The organism is Paenibacillus cineris (assembly GCF_018333335.1).
GTDB classification, from domain to species: domain Bacteria; phylum Bacillota; class Bacilli; order Paenibacillales; family Paenibacillaceae; genus Paenibacillus_AQ; species Paenibacillus_AQ favisporus.
Window position 1 is genome coordinate 2,572,131 of record NZ_BORU01000001.1, and the last position, 23,383, is coordinate 2,595,513.

At 50.3% G+C, this 23,383-nt stretch carries 20 protein-coding genes; 16 read left to right on the forward strand and 4 right to left on the reverse strand.

Annotated elements, in window-relative coordinates; genetic code table 11:
* Positions 1–66 precede the first annotated feature (66 nt).
* Entirely contained in the window at positions 67–1,578 is a 1,512-nt protein-coding gene (locus tag KI379_RS12090; protein WP_212983700.1) for a stalk domain-containing protein, read from the reverse strand.
* A 179-nt stretch (positions 1,579–1,757) separates the two neighbouring features.
* Between KI379_RS12090 and KI379_RS12095 the strand changes: the two genes are divergently transcribed.
* Entirely contained in the window at positions 1,758–2,441 is a 684-nt protein-coding gene (locus tag KI379_RS12095; RefSeq protein WP_244879268.1) for a hypothetical protein, read from the forward strand.
* A gap of 85 nt (positions 2,442–2,526) precedes the next feature.
* On the opposite strand, the gene KI379_RS12100 is transcribed toward KI379_RS12095, so the two are convergent.
* Positions 2,527–3,936 (reverse strand): amino acid permease, encoded by a 1,410-nt coding sequence (locus KI379_RS12100; RefSeq protein WP_212983701.1) that lies wholly within the window; start codon positions 3,934–3,936, stop codon positions 2,527–2,529.
* Positions 3,937–4,156: 220 nt separating this feature from the next.
* Here KI379_RS12100 and KI379_RS12105 point away from each other — a divergent pair, with 220 nt between their 5' ends.
* From KI379_RS12105 to KI379_RS12120, 4 genes are all read left to right on the forward strand, one after another.
* Positions 4,157–4,441, forward strand: a complete 285-nt coding sequence (locus tag KI379_RS12105) for a GNAT family N-acetyltransferase (protein ID WP_212984703.1) — start codon at positions 4,157–4,159, stop codon at positions 4,439–4,441.
* Between the two features lie 28 nt (positions 4,442–4,469).
* Complete coding sequence (locus KI379_RS12110) at positions 4,470–5,252, forward strand: NAD-dependent epimerase/dehydratase family protein (RefSeq protein WP_212983702.1); 783 nt, start codon at positions 4,470–4,472, stop codon at positions 5,250–5,252.
* Between the two features lie 494 nt (positions 5,253–5,746).
* Complete coding sequence (gene helD / locus KI379_RS12115; RefSeq protein ID WP_212983703.1) at positions 5,747–8,095, forward strand: RNA polymerase recycling motor HelD; 2,349 nt, start codon at positions 5,747–5,749, stop codon at positions 8,093–8,095.
* Between the two features lie 71 nt (positions 8,096–8,166).
* On the forward strand, positions 8,167–8,583 hold the full coding sequence (locus tag KI379_RS12120; RefSeq protein WP_212983704.1) for an NUDIX hydrolase: 417 nt from the start codon (positions 8,167–8,169) through the stop codon (positions 8,581–8,583).
* A gap of 247 nt (positions 8,584–8,830) precedes the next feature.
* Here the strand turns inward: KI379_RS12120 and KI379_RS12125 are convergent, their stop codons facing one another.
* On the reverse strand, positions 8,831–9,358 hold the full coding sequence (locus KI379_RS12125; protein WP_212983705.1) for a hypothetical protein: 528 nt from the start codon (positions 9,356–9,358) through the stop codon (positions 8,831–8,833).
* Positions 9,359–9,607: 249 nt separating this feature from the next.
* Here KI379_RS12125 and KI379_RS12130 point away from each other — a divergent pair, with 249 nt between their 5' ends.
* From KI379_RS12130 to KI379_RS12165, 8 genes are all read left to right on the forward strand, one after another.
* Positions 9,608–10,459 (forward strand): hypothetical protein, encoded by an 852-nt coding sequence (locus tag KI379_RS12130; protein WP_212983706.1) that lies wholly within the window; start codon positions 9,608–9,610, stop codon positions 10,457–10,459.
* A gap of 323 nt (positions 10,460–10,782) precedes the next feature.
* Positions 10,783–11,286: a hypothetical protein gene (locus KI379_RS12135; protein WP_089547216.1), complete on the forward strand. Its 504-nt coding sequence runs from the start codon at positions 10,783–10,785 to the stop codon at positions 11,284–11,286.
* A gap of 3 nt (positions 11,287–11,289) precedes the next feature.
* On the forward strand, positions 11,290–11,934 hold the full coding sequence (locus KI379_RS12140; protein ID WP_089547217.1) for a PspA/IM30 family protein: 645 nt from the start codon (positions 11,290–11,292) through the stop codon (positions 11,932–11,934).
* Positions 11,935–12,116: 182 nt separating this feature from the next.
* On the forward strand, positions 12,117–13,187 hold the full coding sequence (locus KI379_RS12145) for a hypothetical protein (protein WP_089547218.1): 1,071 nt from the start codon (positions 12,117–12,119) through the stop codon (positions 13,185–13,187).
* A 136-nt stretch (positions 13,188–13,323) separates the two neighbouring features.
* On the forward strand, positions 13,324–13,944 hold the full coding sequence (locus KI379_RS12150; protein WP_244879269.1) for a TetR/AcrR family transcriptional regulator: 621 nt from the start codon (positions 13,324–13,326) through the stop codon (positions 13,942–13,944).
* A 19-nt stretch (positions 13,945–13,963) separates the two neighbouring features.
* Positions 13,964–15,187, forward strand: a complete 1,224-nt coding sequence (locus KI379_RS12155) for a cytochrome P450 family protein (RefSeq protein WP_212983707.1) — start codon at positions 13,964–13,966, stop codon at positions 15,185–15,187.
* A gap of 276 nt (positions 15,188–15,463) precedes the next feature.
* Complete coding sequence (gene uidA / locus KI379_RS12160; protein ID WP_212983708.1) at positions 15,464–17,269, forward strand: beta-glucuronidase; 1,806 nt, start codon at positions 15,464–15,466, stop codon at positions 17,267–17,269.
* Positions 17,270–17,344: 75 nt separating this feature from the next.
* A complete protein-coding gene (locus tag KI379_RS12165) occupies positions 17,345–18,760 on the forward strand; it encodes an MFS transporter (RefSeq protein ID WP_212983709.1) in 1,416 nt (471 codons plus the stop codon).
* 37 nt (positions 18,761–18,797) lie between these two features.
* Here the strand turns inward: KI379_RS12165 and KI379_RS12170 are convergent, their stop codons facing one another.
* The gene (locus KI379_RS12170) at positions 18,798–20,063 is read right to left on the reverse strand and encodes a helix-turn-helix domain-containing protein (RefSeq protein WP_212983710.1); all 1,266 of its coding nucleotides are present in this window, start codon (positions 20,061–20,063) and stop codon (positions 18,798–18,800) included.
* 237 nt (positions 20,064–20,300) lie between these two features.
* Between KI379_RS12170 and KI379_RS12175 the strand changes: the two genes are divergently transcribed.
* From KI379_RS12175 to KI379_RS12185, 3 genes are read left to right on the forward strand one after another with little or no spacing between them, the layout of a single operon-like run.
* Positions 20,301–21,068, forward strand: a complete 768-nt coding sequence (locus KI379_RS12175) for an ABC transporter ATP-binding protein (RefSeq protein ID WP_089547223.1) — start codon at positions 20,301–20,303, stop codon at positions 21,066–21,068.
* Positions 21,055–22,986, forward strand: a complete 1,932-nt coding sequence (locus tag KI379_RS12180; RefSeq protein ID WP_212983711.1) for an ABC transporter permease — start codon at positions 21,055–21,057, stop codon at positions 22,984–22,986. The genes KI379_RS12175 and KI379_RS12180 overlap by 14 nt, the downstream gene beginning before the upstream one ends.
* Positions 22,987–22,999: 13 nt before the next feature.
* Positions 23,000–23,368 carry a YxeA family protein gene (locus KI379_RS12185; RefSeq protein WP_212983712.1) on the forward strand — a complete coding sequence of 123 codons (369 nt, stop codon included), beginning with the start codon at positions 23,000–23,002 and terminating at the stop codon, positions 23,366–23,368.
* The last annotated feature ends 15 nt before the right edge of the window (positions 23,369–23,383 follow it).

The window sequence follows — 23,383 nt, forward strand, 5'->3', positions numbered from 1 at the left end:
AATTACGCTATAAAAAAAGCACACACCGCATTTAGCGGCGTGTGCTTACAGCGCATGAACAGCCTGTTACTTGCCTTGAATGCTCAGCTCGGCAAGAGACGGATTCCAATCGACCTGGCATCCCAGCTGTTTGAACAGGGAGGATGGCACCATAACGGCGCCGTTTATCATACTTACCGGGCCGGACAATGCCATGGACCGCCCCTGTATGGCGGCTTCGGCCGAGCCGGGACGGAAAGTCACCGTAGTTTGGCCGTATTGCAGCCTGTAAGCGGTCCCTTCCTGAGTTGTAGTGGCCTCGAGTGAGCCTCCGAGCTGCTTCGCTATGCTTTTTACAGGCACGATGATCGAGTTATTCTTATTGACTGCCGGGAAGGAGGCGGGGAGCAGGCTGCCGTTGATACGAATGGTAATCGGCCGCTGAATGGGAACCGGTGCGTATTCCATGCCGTCACCCGCATTTCGCGGGACGCCAACCTCGTTCCAATTGTTCGCCCCCCAGCCGTACACCTGGCCTTTGGCATCAACGGCCAAGCGATGGGTATCCCCGGCCGATGCCGATACGATCCGCTGCAGTCCTTTGACTTTAACGGCCGATCGGCCCGGTTTGCCGTCGTACATCCACACTTCGCCTTGCCGGCTCACCAGCAACATATAACCGATGGAAGCATACACATTTTGAACCTGAAGGGACGGCTGAATGCTCACTGGCTTTACATACAGCTTTTCTGTGCCGGAAGAAGCTTGGATAGACGACCATTTCCAAACCTTGCCGGATCTGTCTACTCCATAAGCGTCATAGGCATGCTGCGTGGAAATTTGCTTCAATGCCGGCAAACCCTGTATTCGGACCGGTACGGAGAAGTGAAGCTGATTGTCTGAAGTGTTCACCGTAAACCTCCAGACAGATCCGGCGGAATCCAGCGCACAGATATAATCGGAAGCTGACTGCAGCTGGACGATATTTCTCAAGCCCTTAACTGAAATCGGCTGGCTCGAATCGCCGCTCTTCTGATCTTTCATCCACGCTTTAACGGACCCATCGCTTCCGAGACCAAAGCTGTATTTTTGCAATGTCGTTACTTGCGAGATTCCGGATAAACCCCGGAGTGCTCGCGGAACCTGGGTTTCCCGGACGTAGCCCGGTCGTGATCCCCATTCCCATACCGTACCGTCGCGTGCGACGCCCAATTGGTAACCATACCCGTCGGTAGCTATCGAGTTCAATGGTGGCAGTGTGTTGAGACGAACAGGTGCCACCATGCTGGAAACGGCCGTAGTATCGGGAATCCCGAGTTCGCCCAATAAGTTTCTTCCCCAGGTCCACACCGAGCCGTCTGCCCGGAGTCCGACCGAATAATAATTCCCGGCTGCTACCTGAACGAAAGCCGTTCCCAAAGCGGCGGTGCTGGAAGCTGACGCGGCTGGTGACTCTGCAGAGCTGGAAACCGATAACCGTGCTGCAGAATTCATTCGATCTCCCGGTTGAGTGGATGCTGCCGCAAGCGAATGGGGTGATACCGCCGTCACAACCACTGCAGATAGCAGCACCCCTTGCATGAAGTGGGAATATTTCATGATCATCCTCCGTGTTCTTTTACTTGAATCTACTAATCAAGACGCAAGCATCATGCGGGAAGTTGCGCGGCCCAAGCATAATCTTAATCGGACAAGCTCCGTGCCCGGCCAACCGTTGCCCCGGCCGCTCTCTCCGCTTTATAATTCTATTTAGTAGAATCTAGAGACAGGAGGCGGATATGATCGATCAGCAGGAGTATGGAAAATACGTGCTTGGATTGATGGATGAAGAAGAGGCTGAAGAAACTGTAGGGCCCATTGAAGAAGAGATGTTTTACGGCTATTTTCAAATCTATATGCCCAGCGGAAAAGGGGTGGAAGCTACGTTCGCACCCTTGGAAGACGGTGATATCTTTTTACAACGCATCCTCCCGATCTATGAAATGCTGGATCCGCAGGACCTTCAAGGGGAATGGGTGCCCGGGTATTTTAACGGAAAATCCGATCATGTATCCGAAGAGGAGCTCAGGGATCTGGGCAAAAGGCATATCCTCGGTTTGAAGCAGCTGATGGACGATCATGCCAAGCTGGAGGAAGCGGTTGAGGCATCGGCGTATCTCGGAACGGTCTCCGAAGTAGTCATCGTATCCGGCAGCGAATTCGAAAAATTCCGGGAGGAATATGATCCCGTCGTACACGAATCGTTGTTTGAACTGGTGAGTGAGCATACGGATGACCAGGAACCTGTTCAAATGTTGAGCGAGGCTTATTATTCCATTGCCTGTGACTACTGGATTTCGTACTACCTTCAATGGCACCGATACGGGCTTGAAGGAGACCCGCTTGCTCCGTATTTCGAGCTGTACAAGCTCGGATATTCGTCGATTTTTGCGAACGGAAAGCTGTATATCGGTAAGCCATAGAAGTTGAAGCCGTCGACGCAACGGAATCCTATGAAAAAGGCGCCCATCCAAGATGGCCGCCTTTTTGTGTTTCATACAGTAATGATCAGTTTGATGTGCCGCGTACCTTGCCTTTCTTGAACAGCAGCGGATAAAACAGAATGCCGCTGACGATCAACACGATGCCCAGCAGGAAGGTTTTTAAATCCGCTGTTCCCGCGATGATGACCCAAAGCGAATACAACGCCGCGAGCCCCGCGATCATGCCCTCGGTTACCCGTTCTTTGCGAGTCGTAAAGGTTTCTCCGGTCCAAATCAGCTTTATATGATAGAGTGAAGCAATCAAATAAGGGACCAGATAGGCAAGCGTGGCAATGTAAATGATAAAATCGAACGCCGCCGAGATCGAGCCGGAGATCGTCGACAGCAGCAGAACCTGACCGACCGCGTTCGAAATCCATAGCGACGTCTTCGGCATGCCCTTTCCGTTTTCCTTGGAAAAGGAAGGGAGAAACACGCCCAGCTTGGCGGCCTGAAACGGCACCTCGGCGCTCAGCAGCACCCAGCCGATCGTCGATCCAAGCAGGCTGATCAAGCCCAGCGCAGCTAGGAGCTTGCCGCCGATCGGGCCGATTACCGCTGTGATGCCGTCCACCAGCGGATTCTGGGAAGCCATCAGCTGATGCTGTGTCAGCAGTCCCATCGTCAGGATGCTGATGCCCACATACAGGACGATGGAGATGAGCAGCCCGGCAATGGTTGCGCGGCGGATGTCCTGCTTGCGGCGGGCGCGGGCGGCAAAGACCATGGCGGATTCGACGCCGATAAAAGCCCACAGCGTTCCAACGGCGGCTGCATTGACCTGGGACAGCAGGCTGAGCGTTTCGCCGCTGTCATTGGTCCGTGGAGCCAGGAAGGGGCCGATGTTGCTTTTTTGAAAAGCGAATAATGCAATGATAATAAACAAGGCAAAGCCAACCACTTTGGTAGCCGTCGCGATAAAATTTAATCGGCCCGCACCGTTCATGCCTTTCATGCAGATGGCGTGCGTGCCCCACAGCAGAAGCGAGCAGACGATAAATGTCAGCACATTGCCGGCCTTTAACGTCAATATTCCGGTATCCACCCACACCTTATCGCTGGTCAACACGGGAAAAAAGGTCGACAGGTAACTGGCGAAGGTCGTAATCACCGCCACAAACCCGGCTATATTGCCTACCCAGTACCCCCAAGTGGACATGAAGCCGGCCAGGCGGGAGCCATGTGAGCCTTCCCGGAACAGCTCCTTCGCATAAATTTGCGGCCCGCCGCTCAGCTCCGGCTTACGGACAGCCAGGCTTCCGAAAACCAGCGCCAGCATAAGAACCCCGAGCCCAGTCGCCAGCCAGGCCAGAATGACGCCCGCAGGGCTGGCCGCTTCGGACAGCGAGCGGGGCAGCATAAAAATTCCGGAACCGACCATATTCCCCACGACGAGAGCGGTCAAAATCCAGAATCCCAGTTTGTGTCTGGTCATGATGTCAAACTCCTTTTGAATGAATAATGCATCGACTTGTTGAAAAAACACTGACAAGTATTAATCATACACTTTCTTCTGGTAAAGCACCAGAGTAAAATTTAGGGGAGCCAATTTTATGACGTTACGCCTTCTGTAGGTTTCGCTTGTCCATTCGGCGGGGAAGAATAAAGAAGATAGAACAAAGATGGAACAACTTTGCACAAGGAGCGTGGGAATGTTGAGAGAAATCCGTGAAGCGGGTCAAGGGTTCGTGATGGTAGAGGATGACCGGGAGGTGGCGGAAATCACTTTTCAGCCCGTAGACGACAGAACCATCGTCATAGACCATACGTATGTGTCCGAAGAGCTGCGAGGGCAGCGGATCGGGGATGAACTGGTCAAAGCGGTGGTGGATAAGGCCAGGAAGGAAGGCAAGAAGATTATTCCCGCCTGCTCATTTGCCCATGTTCAATTCAAGCGGCATAAAGACTATAAGGATGTGTGGAAGCAGGAAGAACGCTGATCGACCAAAAAGAAATGAGGTGGGAGCTGTGAAACGGAAAATACTCGTTACCGGTGCAGCCGGACGGATCGGAAGCTGTGTAGCGGATGGACTCCGGTCTACAGGCAAGTATGAAGTGGTCGCAACAGATATTCGTCCCGATCCGGAGCACGGAGTCGGCAAGCTGGACATCACGGATGGAGAGGCTGTGGCGACAGCGCTGGAGGGTATCGATACGGTGCTTCATTTTGGCTGGGCTAAAGACGAAGACGATTTCCTCGGGAAGGTGCTCCCGATTAACGTAACAGGTGCTTATCACATTTATGAAGGCGCCCGTAAAGGCGGCGTATCGAGGGTTATTTTCGCCAGTTCCAATCATGCCACCGGTTTTTATAAAGTAGGAGAGCATATCAAGCCCGAGGATCACCGGCCCGACAGCTTTTATGGGCTCAGCAAAAGCTATATCGAGCTGCTGGGCCGTTATTATTCTGATAAGTATGGAGTTTCCTCCGTGAACATCCGGATCGGCAATTTTCCGGGCGACGACCGTCCGCACTCGGACCGTACTGCCCATATTTGGATCTCCCGGCGCGATATGGTGCAGTTGGCCGAATGCTGCATTGAGGCAGATCCATCCCTTAAGTTTTTGACCATGTACGGAACCTCAGCGAATGACGACAATTATTATGATATTGGATATCTGCGCGAAAAAATCGGCTATGTGCCAAAGGACAACGCGGCGGACGTGCTGGCACGGCAGGGGCTGGACGAAGACGACATCAAGCAGGAGGAAGGAGTATACCAAGGCGGTCCAGGGGTAAAGAAGGAATAGGCATAGAAATAATGGTTCTGAATATGTTCCCGAGAAAAGCGGGAATTGCTTTTATAAAAAGTTGCGAAGGAGTTATGTCGTCTGCAGGCGGTGTAGCTCCTTTTCTTGTTGACTTTGATCAATGAGCTCGGCACAAAAAGCTTGCATTGGAACATAAGAAAAACGTCTATCGACGTACCTTCAAAGAAGACAGACCGCATTTAGCCGAAGTTTTTCTTGCGATTATAGAATGGTTCAGCTTCGCTGAAATTTATAAATTCTATAATCTTAAAAAAACTCCGCCATACGGAAGTTATCCCGTGAAAGGCGGAGTTAGAAAGTAAACAAAAATAGAGTTGCCAAAATGAAAGCAACATGTTAAATTTAAATATGCGTCATGCGATCTCTATTGATTTAATCATTATTCCCTAATTATATCTTACACCCTAGCGTCGGTTCCGTCAACCCCTATTTTTCAGAAACTCACAATCATTTGTGTAAAGGAGTGTTTCTTCATGAGTCAAGAACTTCAACAGGAGCAGCAGCGGGTGGATCAGGTGATTGGCATCATCCAAGATCAGATCAACGAATATGAGGAAGCAACGGCCCGCCGCCGGCAAGAGGTTGTGGACATCCGTAAGCATTTCTGGGAAGACGTTACGGTGAACACGGACAACTTTGACGATTTTCTAGAAACGATTATCAGCTTAAGGCAGCAGTCCGAGGTTCTCTCCTTAAGCCAGGGCAGCCACCGCCAGTCCTCCAAGCGGCTGTCCCAGCTTCAGCGCATGCAGGATGTGCCGTATTTCGGGCGGATTGATTTTGCCGAAGAGGGAATGAACGAGACAGAGCGCGTGTACATCGGCGTTTCTTCACTCACGGATGCTACCGGTGAAAAGTTCCTGATTTATGACTGGAGAGCCCCGGTCTCAAGCATGTATTATGACTGCACACCGGGTCCGGCTGAATACATCACGCCCGGCGGGCCGATTCAGGGCACGCTGGAGCAAAAATGGCAGTACATCATCCGCAGCGGAGTTATTCAGTCGATGTTTGATACCCGGCTCACCATCGGTGACGAAATTCTCCAGCAGGTGCTCGGTCAATCCGCAGACACGCACATGCGAAGCATCGTGGCGACGATCCAGCAGGAACAGAACCGGATTATCCGCCATGACAGCGCACGTCTGCTCATTGTTCAGGGGGCGGCCGGGAGCGGCAAGACGTCGGCGGCATTGCAGCGGATCGCTTATTTGCTGTACAAATACCGGAACCGTTTGACGGCAGACCAAATGCTTTTATTTTCGCCAAACGCCATGTTCAAGAGTTATGTCTCCAGCGTGCTGCCAGAGCTTGGGGAAGAGAATATGCAGCAGGTCACGTTTCAGGAGTACCTGAATCACCGGCTGAGCGGCTTCTTCGACGTTGAAGATCCTTACACGCAGCTGGAATACGTCCTTACGGCTTCGGAAGACCCGGATTACCGGGTACGGATGGCGGGTATCCGCTTTAAGGCGACAAAGACGTTTTTTGATCGGATCCAATCCTGCCGCCAGGCGCTGGAACAATCCGGAATGGTATTCAAGGATATATCCTTTAAAGGCAAAACGCTCGTTTCCGCCGAGGAAATTCTGGATAGATTTTACAGTGAGCACACGACGCTTCGCTTTAACAACAGATTGGAAAAGTTGTCGGATTGGTTGAAGGAGCTGGTCAAAGAAGCGGAGAAGGCCGAGAGAAGAAAGCCTTGGGTGCAGGACGCCGTTGAGCTGGTCGACAATGATGAATACCAGCAGGCTTATGCGCATCTTCGAAAAAAACACGGGTTAACCGAAGAATCGGAAGAGGATGTGGATCTGGAACTTGTCCGTAAGGAGCTCGCGCGCCGGATCGTCAGCAGGAAATTCAAACGTATTCGGCAACAAATTAAAGATTTGGGCTTTATCGATACGCCGGCCATCTATAAGCAAATGCTGGTTTCCCATCCGGCTGACGGCGAGGTTGAAGGAGCAGAACTTCCTTCCGAATGGAACGAAATCAGCGAAATGACGTCCCGACAGATGGACCAAGGGAAGCTTTTATATGAGGACGCGACACCTTATTTGCTGTTAAAAGAGCTGATCGAAGGCTTCCAGACCAATGTTTCGATCCGGCATGTCCTCGTGGATGAGGCGCAGGATTATTCGCCGTTTCAATTCGAATTTATAAAAAGGCTGTTCCCGGCGGCGAAAATGACGGTGCTTGGTGACTTCAACCAGGCAGTCTTCGCGCACGCCGACGGTACGGATGATTTCGGCATGCTGGCCGAATTGTACGGAGAGGAACAAACCGATGCCATTATTTTGAACCGAAGCTACCGGTCCACCAGACCGATCGTCGAATTTACACGGGCGCTTATCCCGAATGGGGAAGAGATCATTCCTTTTGACCGGAACGGAAGCCGCCCCGTACTCACGAGAGCTGCCGACGTGGGGCAATTACATCAGTCCATTAGGGAAAAAGTCAAACAATTCCGAGGACAGGGGCACCGGACCGTTGCGATTATTTGCAAATCCGCAGCCCAAAGCGCATCCGTATTTGAATCCCTTCACGATCTGGAGGATATCAAGCTCGTTACCAGCGGTTCGATCGAATATAAACAGGGGATCGTCGTCATTCCGGTATATTTGGCCAAAGGAATCGAGTTCGATGCAGTGATCGTCTATAACGCTTCGGACGAAGAATACGGAGAAGAGAGCTTGCGTCGGCTGTTCTATACCGCCTGTACCCGGGCCATGCATGAACTGCAACTGTACAGCATCGGGAAACCGAGCCGTTTTGTTCAAGAGGCAGCTTCATGGATTGCGGAAGATTCGATTTCATGAATTGAAAACCATCCCCATTTCATGTATCGTCAATCACAATGAGAGACGCTGCATGTGGGGAGGACCATATCATGACGGGTAAGATCGTTGTCGTATTAAAAGCTGTAATCATCCATCAAGGCCGTATTCTGATCCTCAAACGATCCAGTTCAGACGAAGTAGGCGCGGGAGGCTGGGAAACAGCCGGTGGGAATCTGGAGTTTGGCGAGGATTTGGATACCGCTTTGATTCGCGAAATTAAAGAAGAAGCGGGGATTCACGCAAGTATCGATCGATTGCTGCTTGCAACGACATTTTTTACGGATCCGGGGAGGCAAATTGTGCTTTTATCTTATCTGTGCAGAACCGACGAACCGCGTGTAACCCTGTCGCATGAGCACGACGAGTATAGATGGGCTACGAAGTCGGAGCTCGTTCAATATTTGCCTGAGGAGATCATCAGCGACTTTACGAACCATGGCGTCTTTGCGCTCCCTGAACTGATTTAATTCCGTATCAGTGCGTAGGCTAACGATCTTTATTGCATTTGATCCACTCTACGCCGCTTTAGGAACGATTTGAAAATTTCACAGTTAGATGACGGCCGCAAAATCATTACGGTGCAAATGAAAAGAAATCTGGGCTGAGTTCAAACAAATTTATCGGAAGCGGCGGTTTAGCAAGGCATATAAAGAGAAAGCCCGCTTTGCAGCGGGCTCGTTATGCTCTCAGCTCTCAGTTTATCGAATCTTTTATTTAGTTCTGCTTCTCGGCTGCCAGAATCATTCCCGAATATTCCAGAGCCTCGATTCGGTAAGTGCCGCCACTCTCTATGACAATTTGCTTGTACCCGAGCTCGTATTCCTTACCGTCCTCTGTTCGTACGCGGTCCCCGCCACGTCTAGGATCCCATATTTCGACGACGTTCACGGTTTTGACCACTGGCCCCTGAACGATATCTGCTGTTACTCTCCCCAGCATAACTAGAGGGAATAACGATAGGAAGAATATAAAAATGGCTAATAGCAAGTCTGCTCTTCGCGTAACCGGTTGCCGTTTGCCGTACCGAAGCACCACGTATGTAAAAATATAGCTGAAAAATATCAATGCCGCGCTGTATCCGGCGATTCCAATCCACAAAAATTGGCGGACATGACCATCATACTTCACCCCGACAATAGCCAGTTCTACCAGGCATAGCAATAGCAGGACGATCCGCAGGATGTTTCTTTTCTTTTGGTACCAGACCCTTGGTGGAGAAACTAGAGCTCCCAACTCCTTCATGGGCATCTCCTTTCGTCATTCGATCATATTTGGACTTATCAAAGCCGACATTTGCAAGCAGGACGCAGCACTCACCGGCATCATTCAAAAAATAATGGAAGATCCTGCAAATTGCAAGCCTGAATATCAGGAACAGGAAACGAACGTGAATTCATCAGGTGTACAGGTGCACGCTGCTGAAACCCGATCTAGTACGGCTCCGTAATGTTACAAGGACAATATTTTTGAGCTCACAGGGGGAACGAGCGCGTGGCCAGGCATTCGAAAAGTCAAACAAAGCACAGCAGCACGAAGACTCATCAAGGGGATCGCAAAGGTAAATCCAAGCGGAAAGGGAAACCGGCCGGAAGCCGGGCTTCCCGTTTTTGGCTGGGTTTATTAAAATTCCTGGGCTTTTTCATATTAGCCGGCTTACTGCTGCTGTATTGGGACTCGGCCAGGTTGGCCTCATTAATCTCACATGCGGCTCCGGTTCAGCAGCTGACAGCAGACACGAACGGGATCGTCCGGATCGAAGGAGAAGCTGAGGGGGAGACCGCTGCAGCGGATCAAGGCAAGTTACGGCAGCGTTACCTGCTCCTTCAAAAGGAAAAGTTTAATTGGCATTGCAGCAAAAGCGGATGTAACTATATGTGGAATGAAGACGCCGTCCCGCAAGTATGGGGGAATTTAAGCATTCAAGGCGTTAAAGTGGAAAGTGAACGTTTCAAATTCTACTCCGGCTGGCTGCCTCTGGATTTCGAAACAGTAGAAACGAGCCAACTCCCCTTTGTCCATGAGGGGGAAACATCCCGCCCGCTGCTTGTGGAGAGCCCTAAGGAAACGGCCTACGGTTATCACGCGCTTAGCCCAGGGCAAAGGATCACGGTGATCGGCCGGGCCGTTAACGGATATCTGGAGCCCATTCATCTGCCCGGCGAGGGAGAAGATCAGCGTATAATTTTGATTGGGAGCAGTGTAGAGGAAATGCTCTCCAGTGAAAAGGAAACGCAAACCGGGGTTCTCATCGCTGCCGGATTCGTCATGCTGTTTTTGGTCCCCGTGATCGTCGGGTGGATCCGAAAATTATTCAAGAGGCTTCAGACTCTGCAAAGCAAATAGTCTTTATTTACGTAACGTCAACGAACATCGTAGCAAGACCAATTGCAAATCGAAAAGCAAGTTCATCTGAACAGGTCAAAAGTCCGCGAAAACCGCGGACTTTTTCGTTTGCTCAGAATGGTTAAGCCATTGGAGTTTGCAGTGCTCTCTCAGCATTGGCACGTCCATATTTCCACAGCGTCCCGGACCCGGGAATCGGGCCGGTCAACATCCTCTTTTCACAATTAAGATTCGCTAAAGCTTGTTCTCTTAAGCTATTCATACGCAAGGGACAAGGTATAACATACACAACCAAAACGGATGCGGGAAAGGAGGTGAGTTCCTTGAAAAAAACTTCGTTACTTACCGGTATTGTCATCGGATCGGTTTCTGTCCTTCTCCTTGTGCTGCTTATGAAATGGAGCCTCTTTATCGGGCATGATGTTCCGGGAAAAACCTGGCACGGTCTTGTCGAACAGGGGCATCATGGGTATCCGGGATTTACGAGACCGGGAGAGCGCTCAGAAACGGGGATGAAACCTGTGTGGACGGCACTGCTTCAGATGACTCTGATGATCGGCGGGATGCTCCTCTTCCTGAAAAGCAGGGGAGGGCTGAAATGGGCCGGAGCCATCCTGGCTGCCCTGGGTACACTCAGTTTATTCACCCCGCTGTGGGGCACGATCATTCTGATCGCCGTTTTCCTGCTGTATAAAAGGATTGTCAGCCAGCGTAAATTGCTTTCCGATCCGGGCTTTTCCGACGTGACGCCGTTATCGTATGAGCATAGTTCTAGCCGAGGACAATTCCTGGATGAATGGGAACGCAGACAACATAAGGAGGATTAATATATGGGAATTTTTACGAGAATCAAAGATATAGCCGCAGCAGACGTGCACCGTCTCTTGGATCAGGTCGAAGATCCCGTCAGCATGGCCAAACATTATATCAGACAGCTTGAAGAACAGATCGATCAAGCACGCGGGGCGCTGCAAACCCAGATTGCCGCGGAGCAGCGGTATGATCTGCTGCTGGCATCAACCGCTGAAATCGTCAGAAAGCGGGAGCGCCAAGCTCAGCTAGCCGTCGAACGCAATGAAGACGATATCGCGGCGATGGCCATTCAAGAGAAGCTGCATCACGCCAAGCTGGAGCAGACCTATACGGAGCAGCGTGATACGGTCAGAAAACAGGCCCAATCGCTTCGCGGTGAAATTCAACGGCTGCAGGACGTGCACAAAGAGCTAACGGACAAGCTGGCATTTTTGCTAGTACGTGCCAATGCGGTGAATACGATGCGGGATACGGCAAGAACCGCTCCTGTCTCCGATATCAGCAAAATCCCCCGCGGTTTTGAGCGCATGGAGCAGAAGCTGATGCACGTAGAAGCAGGGACGCTGGCTTATCAAGCAGCTGACAAATTAACCGATTGGTCGCGTCAGCAGGAAGTTCAGGAAGAACTGGCCAGACTGAAGTCAGCCAAACAAAGCTCTTAATCCTGGAAGTGAATGGTGTATGGTGAACCCCTGTTTCTTAGAGAAGCGGGGGTTTGCCTTTTTATAGGAAACGGATTTCCAGTAACGAAAGTGTCATTGCTTCCTTCCCGTGATATGGTAATCTCATTGAAGGGGATTCATTTCCATTGGGGACCGAAATCCACGGCATAAGGAGGAGAAACATGAGTTTGCTGTCATTTTTGAAAAGATTGCTGGGTTCCGGTTCGGCTTCCGGGGATAACTCAAAAGAAGGGAATAAGGGTCACGGGTTTGATATACCCATACCACCATACATAGGCATCAATAAAGAGATACAAGGTTTATCCGATCTCGTCATACGATTGGAGAACGCGCTGGGAACGGACTATATGGAGCACGTAAAGCAGCGGGTTATGGAGCGCCATCCCATCAGCCAAACCCAATATCAATGGATGCTTCTGGAAGTGAAGAGGTTCTTTCTCATGTGCGCGATTCTCAAGCAGGTTCCCATGTTCAGTAAAGATGCCGACCTGATCTGGCATGAAATGCTGATGTTTACCCGCGATTATGATCGCTTCTGCACCACGTTCGCAGGACGGTTTATTCATCATCAACCTAACGTGGCCTACACGAATAATAAAAAATTGCCGGAAGAAGAGAGGGCACGGTATGATTTGATCTACAGCATGCTGTTTCACATTTATCCGGCAAACGAGGCACTTCTGAATCCGTTTTTCCAATTTAAAATCGACGAAGAGTTCTTTCAAACCTTCGACAATCTAAACGATCAAGAGATCCGCAGCCGATATTTTCAGAGCAGTTCCGATGCCGCAATCGAAGCCATTCAACTGGCCATCATTGGCTCGATCCGAAAACATTATCGTGACGTCAAGTCAGCAAAACCCGGCACATTGAGGGCAAGCCGTCCTTTGCCTCCCAGAAGCGGCCGAGGTCAATCCACCGGCATCCGCCGAAGTGAGGAGAACGGGGTGACGGTAGATCCGTTCAGCTCCATTCTGTTTCTGACGGCCATGGATACGGATCCGTGGAATGATGACGACCCTTCGGGCGATTGGAATCCTTCTGACAGCGATCCTTCGACAAATCCTGGGGTGGACGATTCAGGCCTATCTCCGGACAGTGACAGCCCTAGCGGCGATGATTCCGGCAATTCTTCTTGCAGTTCGTCCTGCAGTTCGTCCAGCGATTCTTCCTGCAGCTCGTCCTCGTGCAGCTCCTCATCCTGCAGTTCCTGTGGAGGGGGAGGAGACTAGGAAACCTGTACATCTTTACCTTCAAAAAATTCATCTGCTTTCTGCAGGTGGATTTTTTTGTCATTTATATTGACCAGCAGGTCAGCATCCTGTATGATTTTACTAACCAATTGGTCAGCATACTAGGGAAGAGGTGATGAGACTGCCGATACAGCTCTACGAACAGGAGAAAATTTTGCAAGCCTGCTTAACTGTGTTTGCCCGCAACGGCTACAAGAACACTTCAACGGAAATGCTGGCGGCTGCTGCCGGGATCTCCAAAGCTTTGATCTTTCATCATTTCACAAGTAAGAAGAAACTGTATCTTAACTTAGTGGACCACTGCTTTGAGAAGGTCCGAACGGGTATCCATTTTGATGAGCGGACTACGGAACATGCTGATTTTTTTACAGCCATCACGGAGTTAAGCCGTGCGAAACTCGGCTATTTTCGCGAGCATCCGGATGAATGGAAGTTGGTATATGAGGCATTTTATGCCACACCGGATGGCTTGAAGGAGGAAATCGAGGATAAGTACGGCCAGGTGAGCGAAGCCCGGAATGCGCTGTTGGCACAGCTTTTTGACAAGGTTCCCCTTCGCGAAGGCGTAAATCAAAAGTATGCATTCGAGCTCGTCATGACTGTAACCAGACATTTCGAAACGAAGTTTCTGGATGAGACGAAGGGGATGAGCCATATTGACGGAGCCTATACCCGCAGCCTTATGGAGGAATTGGAAGCTTTTTGTGACATGATCCGATACGGTATGGAAAACTAAAGTGAAGAGGTGAGCGGCCGTGAAAGACATCACCAGCAGTGATTTAGTGGCACCGGAAACGATGCGTGATTTCAATGCGTTTTACCAAAAACTGGTCAATCGACAGGAAAGACTTTACCGGCTTGACGACTTTTTTGGCATGGGCAAAGCTTGGATAGCTTTTCGGTATGAGGATGTCTCAGCGATTTTGAAAGATCCCCGGTTCCTTTCGGACCGGCGAAAGTTCGCTTCACAGCAACAATCTTCACCTGAGAAAAGCTCCGTCAATGAATTGCTCGAATGGTTCAAAAGCATGCCTAATATGCTCATGGTGGATCCACCCGATCATACCCGGCTCCGGCGTTTGGTCTCCAAAGCATTTACGCCCCGAATGATTGAGGATCTGCGCCCGCGCATCCAACAAATCGCCGATGAGCTGCTGGATAAGGTGGTCAGCCGGGGCAAGATGGAACTCATTTCTGAATTTGCTTATCCGCTGCCTATCATCGTAATCTCGGAGATGCTGGGAATCCCCGGCCATCATCAGGCGCGATTTCGCGAGTGGACCCACAAGCTGGCCGAAGGCGCGCTGAACCCCGGCCAAGCAAACTTGGTTCAAGAAGCCCTACAGGAGTTTATTGATTACATTCAATCTTTGATTTCCGAAAAGAGGGTGCGGCCCGGTAACGATGTTATCAGCGGTTTGCTGCAGGCATATGACGAGGGCGATAAACTTAACGAGAACGAGCTGCTCTCTACCATTTGGCTGCTCATTACGGCAGGACATGAAACGACCGTGAATCTGATCGGCAACGGAACCCTGGCACTGCTTCAGCATCCAGAACAAATGCAGCTGCTACGTGAGGATCCGACCCTTCTGCCGGGTGCGGTTGAAGAGCTGCTCCGGTATGCGGGGCCGGTTATGATTACAGGCCGGGTTGCAGATGAAGATATCGAGATCCATGGTACACTCATTCGAAAAGGCGAGATGGTTATGGTTTCGCTGGCCGGAGCGGATATGGATGCAAGCCGATTTGACGGGCCAGAGCGGCTGGACATCACAAGACAAGAAACCGATCATTTGGCGTTTGGCAGAGGAATCCATCTTTGCTTGGGAGCACCCCTTGCCCGCATGGAGGGACAAATCGCGTTCGGCTCGCTATTGCGGCGCTTTCCCAACCTGCGTCTCGACGTGAAACCGGAAGACCTGGCATATCACTACAGTACGCTCCGATCATTGGTGAGCCTTCCCGTCAGCTTTTAAAGCTTCTTCATATTCATGTTAGAGGAAAAGTCCGCGAAATGCGGACTTTTTATATTTTGGAATCCGATTCTCATGCATTGCCTTTCTAGTGGTTCAATTTGTTATCCGTAAGGCACTGAATCAACTGTAATACCACAGTGATCATCCTATTATTCATTCAACAATCCAGCGTACCATACAAACTTGTTTTAGAATATTACGATTATGAGCAATTTTTTACGAGAAATAAAAAGCGCTTTCATTTAGGATGGTTCTGAAAAGGAGTGATCACTAGATATGTTGTATCCAATCGTAACGTCAACCCGAAGTATCATCGACTTAAACGGAATTTGGAAGTTCAAGCTGGACCACGGCACCGGATTCCAGGAGGAGTGGTATCGGTCCGGACTATTCGAAGCGATGACCATGCCCGTACCCGCCTCTTATAACGATATCGGCGTTTTGGCTGAGATCAGGAATCATATTGGTTGGGTATGGTACGAACGGGATATCGTCGTGCCGAACCTGCTTGCATCCGAGCGGATCGTACTGCGCTTTGGATCGGTTACGCATGCGGCGAAGGTATACCTGAACGGAGAACTCGTCATGGAGCATAAGGGAGGCTTCCTACCCTTTGAAGCAGAGATCAACCGTTTCATTCAGGCAGGCCCTAACCGTTTAAACGTGGCTGTCAACAATATCGTTGATCAGTCCACACTCCCGGTTGGATTCCATTATGAAAAAGAAATTCCGGGAATAGGGAAAAAAGCGTGCAATGAGCCCAATTTTGACTTTTTTAATTACGCCGGAATCCAGCGTCCGGTCAAAATTTATACGACTCCGCAGCTGTACATCCAAGATGTAGACATTGTCACCGAAACGAATGGCGATTCTGGACTTGTGAAATATGAGGTCAAGGCATCCTGCGGACTAAAGACCCGAGTGAAAATCGTTGATGAAGAAGGTGAGGTTGCCGCTGCCGGAGACGGTGCATCAGGAACTTTGTCGATATCCCGCGTAAACCTTTGGGAGCCCTTACATGCGTATCTGTATACGCTTCGCATCGAACTGCTGGATGATGACAAGATCATGGATGTATACGATCAGCCTTTCGGAGTCCGAACCGTCGCGGTGAAGGACGGGAAATTCCTGATCAATAATAAGCCTTTTTACTTTAAGGGTTTTGGCAAACACGAGGATGCTCCGATCCATGGCCGCGGTTTTGACGAAGCCGTAAACGCCATGGACGTTCATTTAATGAAATGGATCGGCGCGAACTCGTTCCGCACGGCCCATTACCCATATTCGGAGGAGCTAATACGCCTTGCGGACCGAGAAGGGCTGGTCGTGATCAATGAAGTGCCTGCGGTAGGGCTGCACTTGAATTTCATGGTGATGTTGTCTGGCGCCCCGCGAAGCAGAAGCACCTGGCAGGAGCTGCAAACTTTTGAGCACCATCAAGAAGTCATTCGGGAGTTGATCGCACGGGATAAAAACCACCCTTCGATCGTTATGTGGAACGTCGCTAACGAGCCGGCATCCGAAGAGGAAGGGGCGAATGAATATTTCGAACCATTGATCCGTCTGCTGAAAGAGCTGGACCCGCAACACCGTCCAGTAACACTGGTCACACATTTAGGCGCCACGCCTGACAAGGACAAGGTCGCCAATCTCTTGGATGTGATCTGCTTGAACCGCTATTACGGCTGGTATGTGGACGGCGGCGACCTGAACGCAGCACAAGCGAAACTTCGGGCCGAATTGAACGCCTGGACGCAGCGTTGTCCGGACGTGCCGATTCTGATGACCGAATATGGCGCCGACACGGTGACCGGTTTTCACGACGTTGAGCCGGTTATGTTTACGGAAGAGTTTCAAGCGGAATTTTATAAGGCATACCATGAAGTCTTTGACGAGTTCCGTCATTTTGCCGGCGAACAAGTCTGGAGCTTTGCCGATTTCGCCACCAGCCAGGGCATCATTCGTGTACAAGGTAACAAAAAGGGCATTTTTACCCGTGACCGCAAGCCTAAAATTGCGGCGCACGAACTGCGCAAACGCTGGTTAGACATCCCCGATTTCTACTATAAAGAAAAGATGTAGAGGGCGGGATTCGTTTGCCCAGTATACGAATTTGGAGATTGGATCATACTGAACATTTTGTTTCGGGGGGATCACATGGAACCACAATTTGGACTGAAGACGGCAGAGAAACTAATCGTCCGGGAGGAAACGCGAAAATTCGGAATTCGAGACAAGCTCGGGTATTTGTTCGGTGATTTCGGCAATGATTTTTTCTTTATTCTAGTCAGCTCATTCTTGATGGTCTATTACACGGATATTTTCGGCATGAGTGCGGCTTTGGTCGGGGGCCTGTTCCTCATTGCAAGGCTGTGGGATGCTGTAGCCGACGTGACCTGGGGGAGATTTATCGATACCCGAAAACCGGGAAATCAGGGAAAGTTCAGGCCGTGGGTTTTGAGAATGTCCTTTCCGCTCGTGGCAACGGGCGTGCTTATGTTCATTCATCTCCCGGGCATGTCCACCGGATTCTACGAAGCATATGCGTTTGTGACCTATATCCTGTGGGGGACATTCTACAGCACGGTCAACATTCCATACGGCTCTATGGCATCCGTCATTACGAACGATCCGGTGGAACGCACGAGCTTATCCACCTTCAGGACGCTGGGTGCTTCCCTCGCGGGGTTGATCATTAATGTCGCCGGTCCGCTCATCATATTTGTGGATAATCAAGCCAATGCCAACCGCTTTCTGCTGGCGGCGGTCATTTTCGGCATCCTCTCGCTTTCTTGCTACATGGCCTGCTATCGTTTATCGGTCGAGCGGATTGTGGATCCCGATGTTCAGGGGGATAAAGCCAATCTCGCCAGGACGCTAAAAGGGCTGATTCGCAATAAACCGCTTGTCGTCATTCTGGCGGCTTCCCTGTCTTTTATGATTTGCTTCATGCTGGTCGGTGCTGTCAACGTGTATTTGTTCAAAAATGTGTTTCACAGCGCGGCGGCTCTAAGCCTGGTGGGATTCCTCCAAGCAGCTACCGTCTTTGTGGCGATGCCTCTTGTCAAACCGCTGGTATCCAAATTCGGCAAAAAGGAAACCGCATCGGCCGGAATACTGCTTGCAGCTGCAGTCTATGCAGTCATGTATGCGATGCCGGGTTTGAGCGTTCAAGCGTTTATCGCTCTCCTTGCCGTCGCCATGTTCGGTTACGCGTTTTTTAATCTGGTCATTTGGGCTTTTGTTACGGATGTGATCGATTATCATGAGTTCCTGACGGGACTTCGCGAGGACGGAACGATCTATTCCATATACTCCTTCGCCCGTAAGGTCGGGCAGGCGATTGCCGGCGGACTCGGTGGTTTTGCCATTGCGGCCGTCGGATACGATGCCAAGCTCAACGTCCAGAGTCCAGCCACCCTGCATGGCATCTACACGCTGTCCACTTTGGTTCCGGCAGTCATTTTATCGGCTATTTTCCTGATTGTGGTGTTTTTGTATCCGCTGAATAAAACACGGACACTGCAGCTTGCAGCCGATCTGAAGAAGAAAAAGGAAGCCCTGCCGAAATAGCATGCTCCAAAAAAGGAAAAACGCCGCAGACTTAGATTCAAGTCTGTGGCTTTTTTGCTGCTTTGCACTGCAGCGTTTTACGGTAATCGCTCGGCGTAACCCCTTGCAATTGCTTGAACACTTTCGTGAAGTAATTGACGTCGCTGAAACCGACCATCTGCGCAATGTCCGTGATGGAGATCGGCTCGCTGCGGATGATTTGCAGCGCCTCCCGGATTCGCAGGCTGTTGATGTATGAGGTAAGGGGCTGCCCGGTCTCTTTCTTGAACTGCCTTGACAGATCGGATGGGCTAACATGAACCGCAGTCGCAATTGCCTCTAGCCGGAGGGGCTCGGCGAGATGCAGCCTTATATATTCGATCGCTGTGCGGATCACCGGACTGTAATATTTCAGAGAGAGTTTACGGACGGTTTCGCAGTATTCGTAGAGCATCTTGTCGTGCAAGTTTGACAATTGCTGTATGGAGGTTGTTTTTTCAATTTGGATGGCAAACTTCTCGGAAATGCTGTCGATATACACCGGATGAACGCCGCCTTGCTCCGCAGCTTTCCGCAGCAGCGTATTGGTGACGAAGGCAAGGTTTTTGCGCGAGCGTAAGGGATTATTGGGGATACGGTCCGGCAGTTTGCTGAAGATCGCCAGTTCTTCCTGCATCGCTTCCAACTTCTCGATACTGCCGTTCTCGATGACGGACAGCAGCTTGTTTTCGGTCCGGTATCGATCATTGATCGTCAGGATAGCCTCATCGGTTTTCTCTTTGACGGTATCCGGCAGCCTAACGAATTCGTTTTGAACATCGATTTGGATCGTTTTCAGTGGGCTTTGCTGTTTCCTTTGATGAAAATGGGATGAAAGAAAACTGAGAAACTCAACGAGACGATCGGTCTTGTCCGAGCTGATTAATGGCAGGGACAAGTAATACTGCTCGATCAGGGGCATAAAGGTGATAGGCAGATGATGTTCAAGTAATACGGTATTCAAACTGGATGCGGACGGCTCGTCCAGAAGGAAAGGGCCCACGATGAGGCTACCAAAGCTTGTCCCGTCCGCATAGAAATGAACCGAAATGAAGTTCAATCGAAAAGAAGTTGAATGGAGTTTAATGCTGGGCTCGGGACCGGAATCGCCTGGATTGAGGTTCGGTCTTATGCTGTTGAAATAAGGCTGAAGGGCATCGGGGATTTGACTGTACATGAACTCCCAGCAAATCCCGCGGGACGGATCGGTAAATACCGTATCCATATTCGAGTAATCATGTGCGAAACGGAAAATTTGTTGCAGCTCGGCCATTCTGCTGTGCATATTCTTCACCCCGAAGTTGATCTCTATATATTTTATCGGTAAAGGCTTCTTCCAATCAACAAGGTTTTCATATGCATGCCTCCAACAGAGGACGCGACAAGCGTTCTCCGTTTTGTTGCACCTTCCATCAATTTAAGGTTCCTGTAAGGTTGGGATTAACATGCTGAAAGGTTCGGGATTTAACATAAGTGATGTAGGCGATAAGGAATGAATACAACCCAGTTGAAGGAGATACTCATGAAAACGATACTGCAAGCGGAGAACGTCAATAAAACCTTTGGCACCAAAGGAAACCAATATACGGCACTGCACAATATCAGCCTTAGCATCGAAGAGGGCGAATATGTCGGCATCATGGGACCTTCCGGTGCGGGGAAATCCACCCTGTTGAACATTTTTTCGACGATCGACACGCCGACTTCCGGGGAAATCATCATTGATGGGCACAACATCGTGACTATGAATGAAGAAAAGCTGTCCGATTTCCGACGGAATAAGCTCGGCTTTATTTTTCAGGACTACAACCTGCTCGATACACTCACGGTCAAGGAAAACATTCTGCTCCCGCTGGCCCTGTCCAAAGTATCGGCGGCAGAGATCGAACAGCGGGTTAACGAGATTGCCGACACGTTTGGAATCCGTGAGATCCTTGATAAGTACCCGTACCATATCTCGGGCGGACAAAAGCAGCGGGCAGCGGCTTCCCGGGCGATCGTGGCCAATCCGAGCCTGATTTTGGCGGATGAGCCGACCGGCGCGCTCGATTCGAAGTCGGCGACCCGTCTTCTGGAAAGCTTGAGCCGGCTGAATCAGGCAAATCGCTCTACCATTATGATGGTTACGCATGATGCAAATGCGGCGAGTTACTGCAAGCGGGTCATTTTCATCAACGACGGCCGGCTGTTCATGGAACTCCGGAAGGATAGTCTCTCGCGAAAACAGTTTTTTGGTCAAATACTCGAGGTTCTGGCGACGCTTGGAGGTGAGGAAGATGACATTGTTTAATATCGCCGGCAAAAATATCCGGAATAACTTCAAACATTATTTTCTGTATTTTGCATCAATGATTTTCAGCATCGTTATTTATTTTACGTTTGTGTCGTTGAAGTACGATCATACCATTCAATCGGCATCGGAAGGGTCAGATAAAATCAACTCGGCGTTCAGCGGAGCGGCCGTCGTCCTGATCATCTTCGTCGCCATCTTTATCTGGTATTCGAATTCATTTTTTACGCGTAAGCGCAAAAAGGAGGTCGGACTGTACTCATTACTCGGCGTCCGAAAAAAGCAGATCGGCCGCATGCTCTTTTATGAAAATTTCCTGATGGGTGTGTTGGCACTGCTGGTCGGCATTGCGCTTGGAGCCGTGCTCAGCCGTTTTTTTGTCATGCTTCTGATGAACGTGATGGGTTACGATGCCATGCCGAACTTTGCCATTTCCCCGGCCGCCGTCCTGAACACGATTACCGTGTTCTTAATCATTACGCTGATCACTTCGGTGCAAGGCTACCGCCTGATTTACCGGTTCAAGCTGATTGAGTTGTTCCGGGCGGACCAGGAGCGGGAGAAGGAACCTCGGTCATCGGTGTGGATTGCTCTTCTATCAGTCTTGCTTGTTGGTTTCGGCTACTGGCTTGCGCTGCAAAACATGCTGACGTCACAGGCATGGAAAACGATTGGTGTGCTGGTGACCCCGCTGGTTATTCTGGTCTCGGTTATTCTCGGCACGTATCTGCTGTTTAACACATTGACCGTTACACTGCTGAAGCTGGCCCGCAAACGCAAAAGAAGCTATTGGCGGGGGCTGAACCTGATTGGAACTTCCCAGCTTTTGTACCGGATGAAAGGGAATGCACGCACGCTGACGATCATCGCCGTGCTGAGCGCAACGACGCTGACGGCGGTCGGAACAGCATACAGCCTGTATTACAATAACCGGATCAATGTGGCGCTGGCGAACCCGAACAGCTACATGTTTATTGGAGGGGACAAAGCGACAGATAACAAAGCAGATCAGGCGATCGAACAAGCTCCAGGTCACAAAGTGATCTATCATGAGTCCATTCCATTGCTTGAAGTGGATGCCGACACAACGGGACTGGGGCAAACAGACGGCTCCAATGATCAGACGTTTACGGTGATGTCGAACCACACCTTCAACAAGCTGGCCAAGCTGCAAGGACGGGACGAAGTGCTCAGCCTTCAAGGCAGCGATGCCGCGGCTCTGGAGCCTGGGTATATGAAGGGGATTTCACCGGCATACGAAGGTTCTACCATCTTGCTGACTGGAAAGGGAATCCATGAACAGATCCATTTTACCGAATTGAAAACGTACAGCGTGCTGAACCTCGGGACCGTCTATTCCACCTTGGTCGTCAGCGACGATTTGTTCGCGTCGCTTCAACCCAAAGCCAAATCCTTGACCGTCCAAGCATACGAGATCACGCATCAGGACAAGGCCAAGGAACTGACCAAGCAGCTGAGCAGCATTCTGCCCGAGACCACAGGCCTGGCGAGTTTCTATAGTGATTATGCACGGGGAATGGAGTCAACCGGACTGATGATCTTTATGGGCGGGTTCCTTGGGCTCGTATTCCTGGCGGCGACAGGCAGCATTATTTACTTCAAGCAGCTGACGGAAGCAAGCAGCGACAAAGCCCGTTATTTGATTTTGCATAAAATCGGCGTTAAAAAAAGCGAAATCCGCAAATCGGTCGCCAAGCAGGTGCTGTTTGTATTCGCGCTGCCCCTTGCGGCCGGCATTGCCCACTGCGCCGTGGCCTTATCGGCTTTATCGAACCTGATGATGACCAGTCTGGTTGTTCCCGTCGTCAGCTGCATGGGCATTTATATTTGCATTTATCTCGTTTATTATTTCCTGACCGTCAACAGCTACTACAAAATCGTTACGAATGTAAAGTGAGGAGTGGATTGAAGTGAAAAAAGGACTTATCTCAATAGCGGTTATTTTGATCGTTCTGGTCGGATTCGTCGTATTTATCCAAAACGTGAATTTGAACCGCCTCGGTGCGCAGCAGTATTATGTGCAGATTAACCAAGACGGAAAACGAATGGAAGACAAAACGGACAATGGTGAGAAATATGTCTATTACCAATACAACTTGGATGGCTTTGATCCAAGCGGGAAACAAAAAGCTCTGACTTTTACGGCACATAAGGAACTTCGCAGGGACGCTTATTTGCGGATTTATGTAAAAGGGGATGGGGTCAGTTCCTATCAAGAAGTGAAGGCCGATGAGCTGCCGGAAGGAGCAAAGCAGAAGCTGGACGGTGCAGGGAACTAATCTCTCTGCGTGAAC

What these genes read in the sequence shown, in the direction of transcription:
- KI379_RS12150 (WP_244879269.1), top strand. Translation starts at nt 13,324, where the DNA reads ATGAGACTGCCGATACAGCTCTACGAACAGGAGAAAATTTTGCAAGCC.
- uidA (WP_212983708.1), top strand. Translation starts at nt 15,464, where the DNA reads ATGTTGTATCCAATCGTAACGTCAACCCGAAGTATCATCGACTTAAAC.
- KI379_RS12125 (WP_212983705.1), bottom strand. Translation starts at nt 9,358, where the DNA reads ATGAAGGAGTTGGGAGCTCTAGTTTCTCCACCAAGGGTCTGGTACCAA.
- KI379_RS12180 (WP_212983711.1), top strand. Translation starts at nt 21,055, where the DNA reads ATGACATTGTTTAATATCGCCGGCAAAAATATCCGGAATAACTTCAAA.
- KI379_RS12140 (WP_089547217.1), top strand. Translation starts at nt 11,290, where the DNA reads ATGGGAATTTTTACGAGAATCAAAGATATAGCCGCAGCAGACGTGCAC.
- KI379_RS12145 (WP_089547218.1), top strand. Translation starts at nt 12,117, where the DNA reads ATGAGTTTGCTGTCATTTTTGAAAAGATTGCTGGGTTCCGGTTCGGCT.
- KI379_RS12090 (WP_212983700.1), bottom strand. Translation starts at nt 1,578, where the DNA reads ATGAAATATTCCCACTTCATGCAAGGGGTGCTGCTATCTGCAGTGGTT.
- KI379_RS12095 (WP_244879268.1), top strand. Translation starts at nt 1,758, where the DNA reads ATGATCGATCAGCAGGAGTATGGAAAATACGTGCTTGGATTGATGGAT.
- KI379_RS12175 (WP_089547223.1), top strand. Translation starts at nt 20,301, where the DNA reads ATGAAAACGATACTGCAAGCGGAGAACGTCAATAAAACCTTTGGCACC.
- KI379_RS12170 (WP_212983710.1), bottom strand. Translation starts at nt 20,063, where the DNA reads ATGCACAGCAGAATGGCCGAGCTGCAACAAATTTTCCGTTTCGCACAT.
- KI379_RS12100 (WP_212983701.1), bottom strand. Translation starts at nt 3,936, where the DNA reads ATGACCAGACACAAACTGGGATTCTGGATTTTGACCGCTCTCGTCGTG.
- helD (WP_212983703.1), top strand. Translation starts at nt 5,747, where the DNA reads ATGAGTCAAGAACTTCAACAGGAGCAGCAGCGGGTGGATCAGGTGATT.
- KI379_RS12120 (WP_212983704.1), top strand. Translation starts at nt 8,167, where the DNA reads ATGACGGGTAAGATCGTTGTCGTATTAAAAGCTGTAATCATCCATCAA.
- KI379_RS12165 (WP_212983709.1), top strand. Translation starts at nt 17,345, where the DNA reads ATGGAACCACAATTTGGACTGAAGACGGCAGAGAAACTAATCGTCCGG.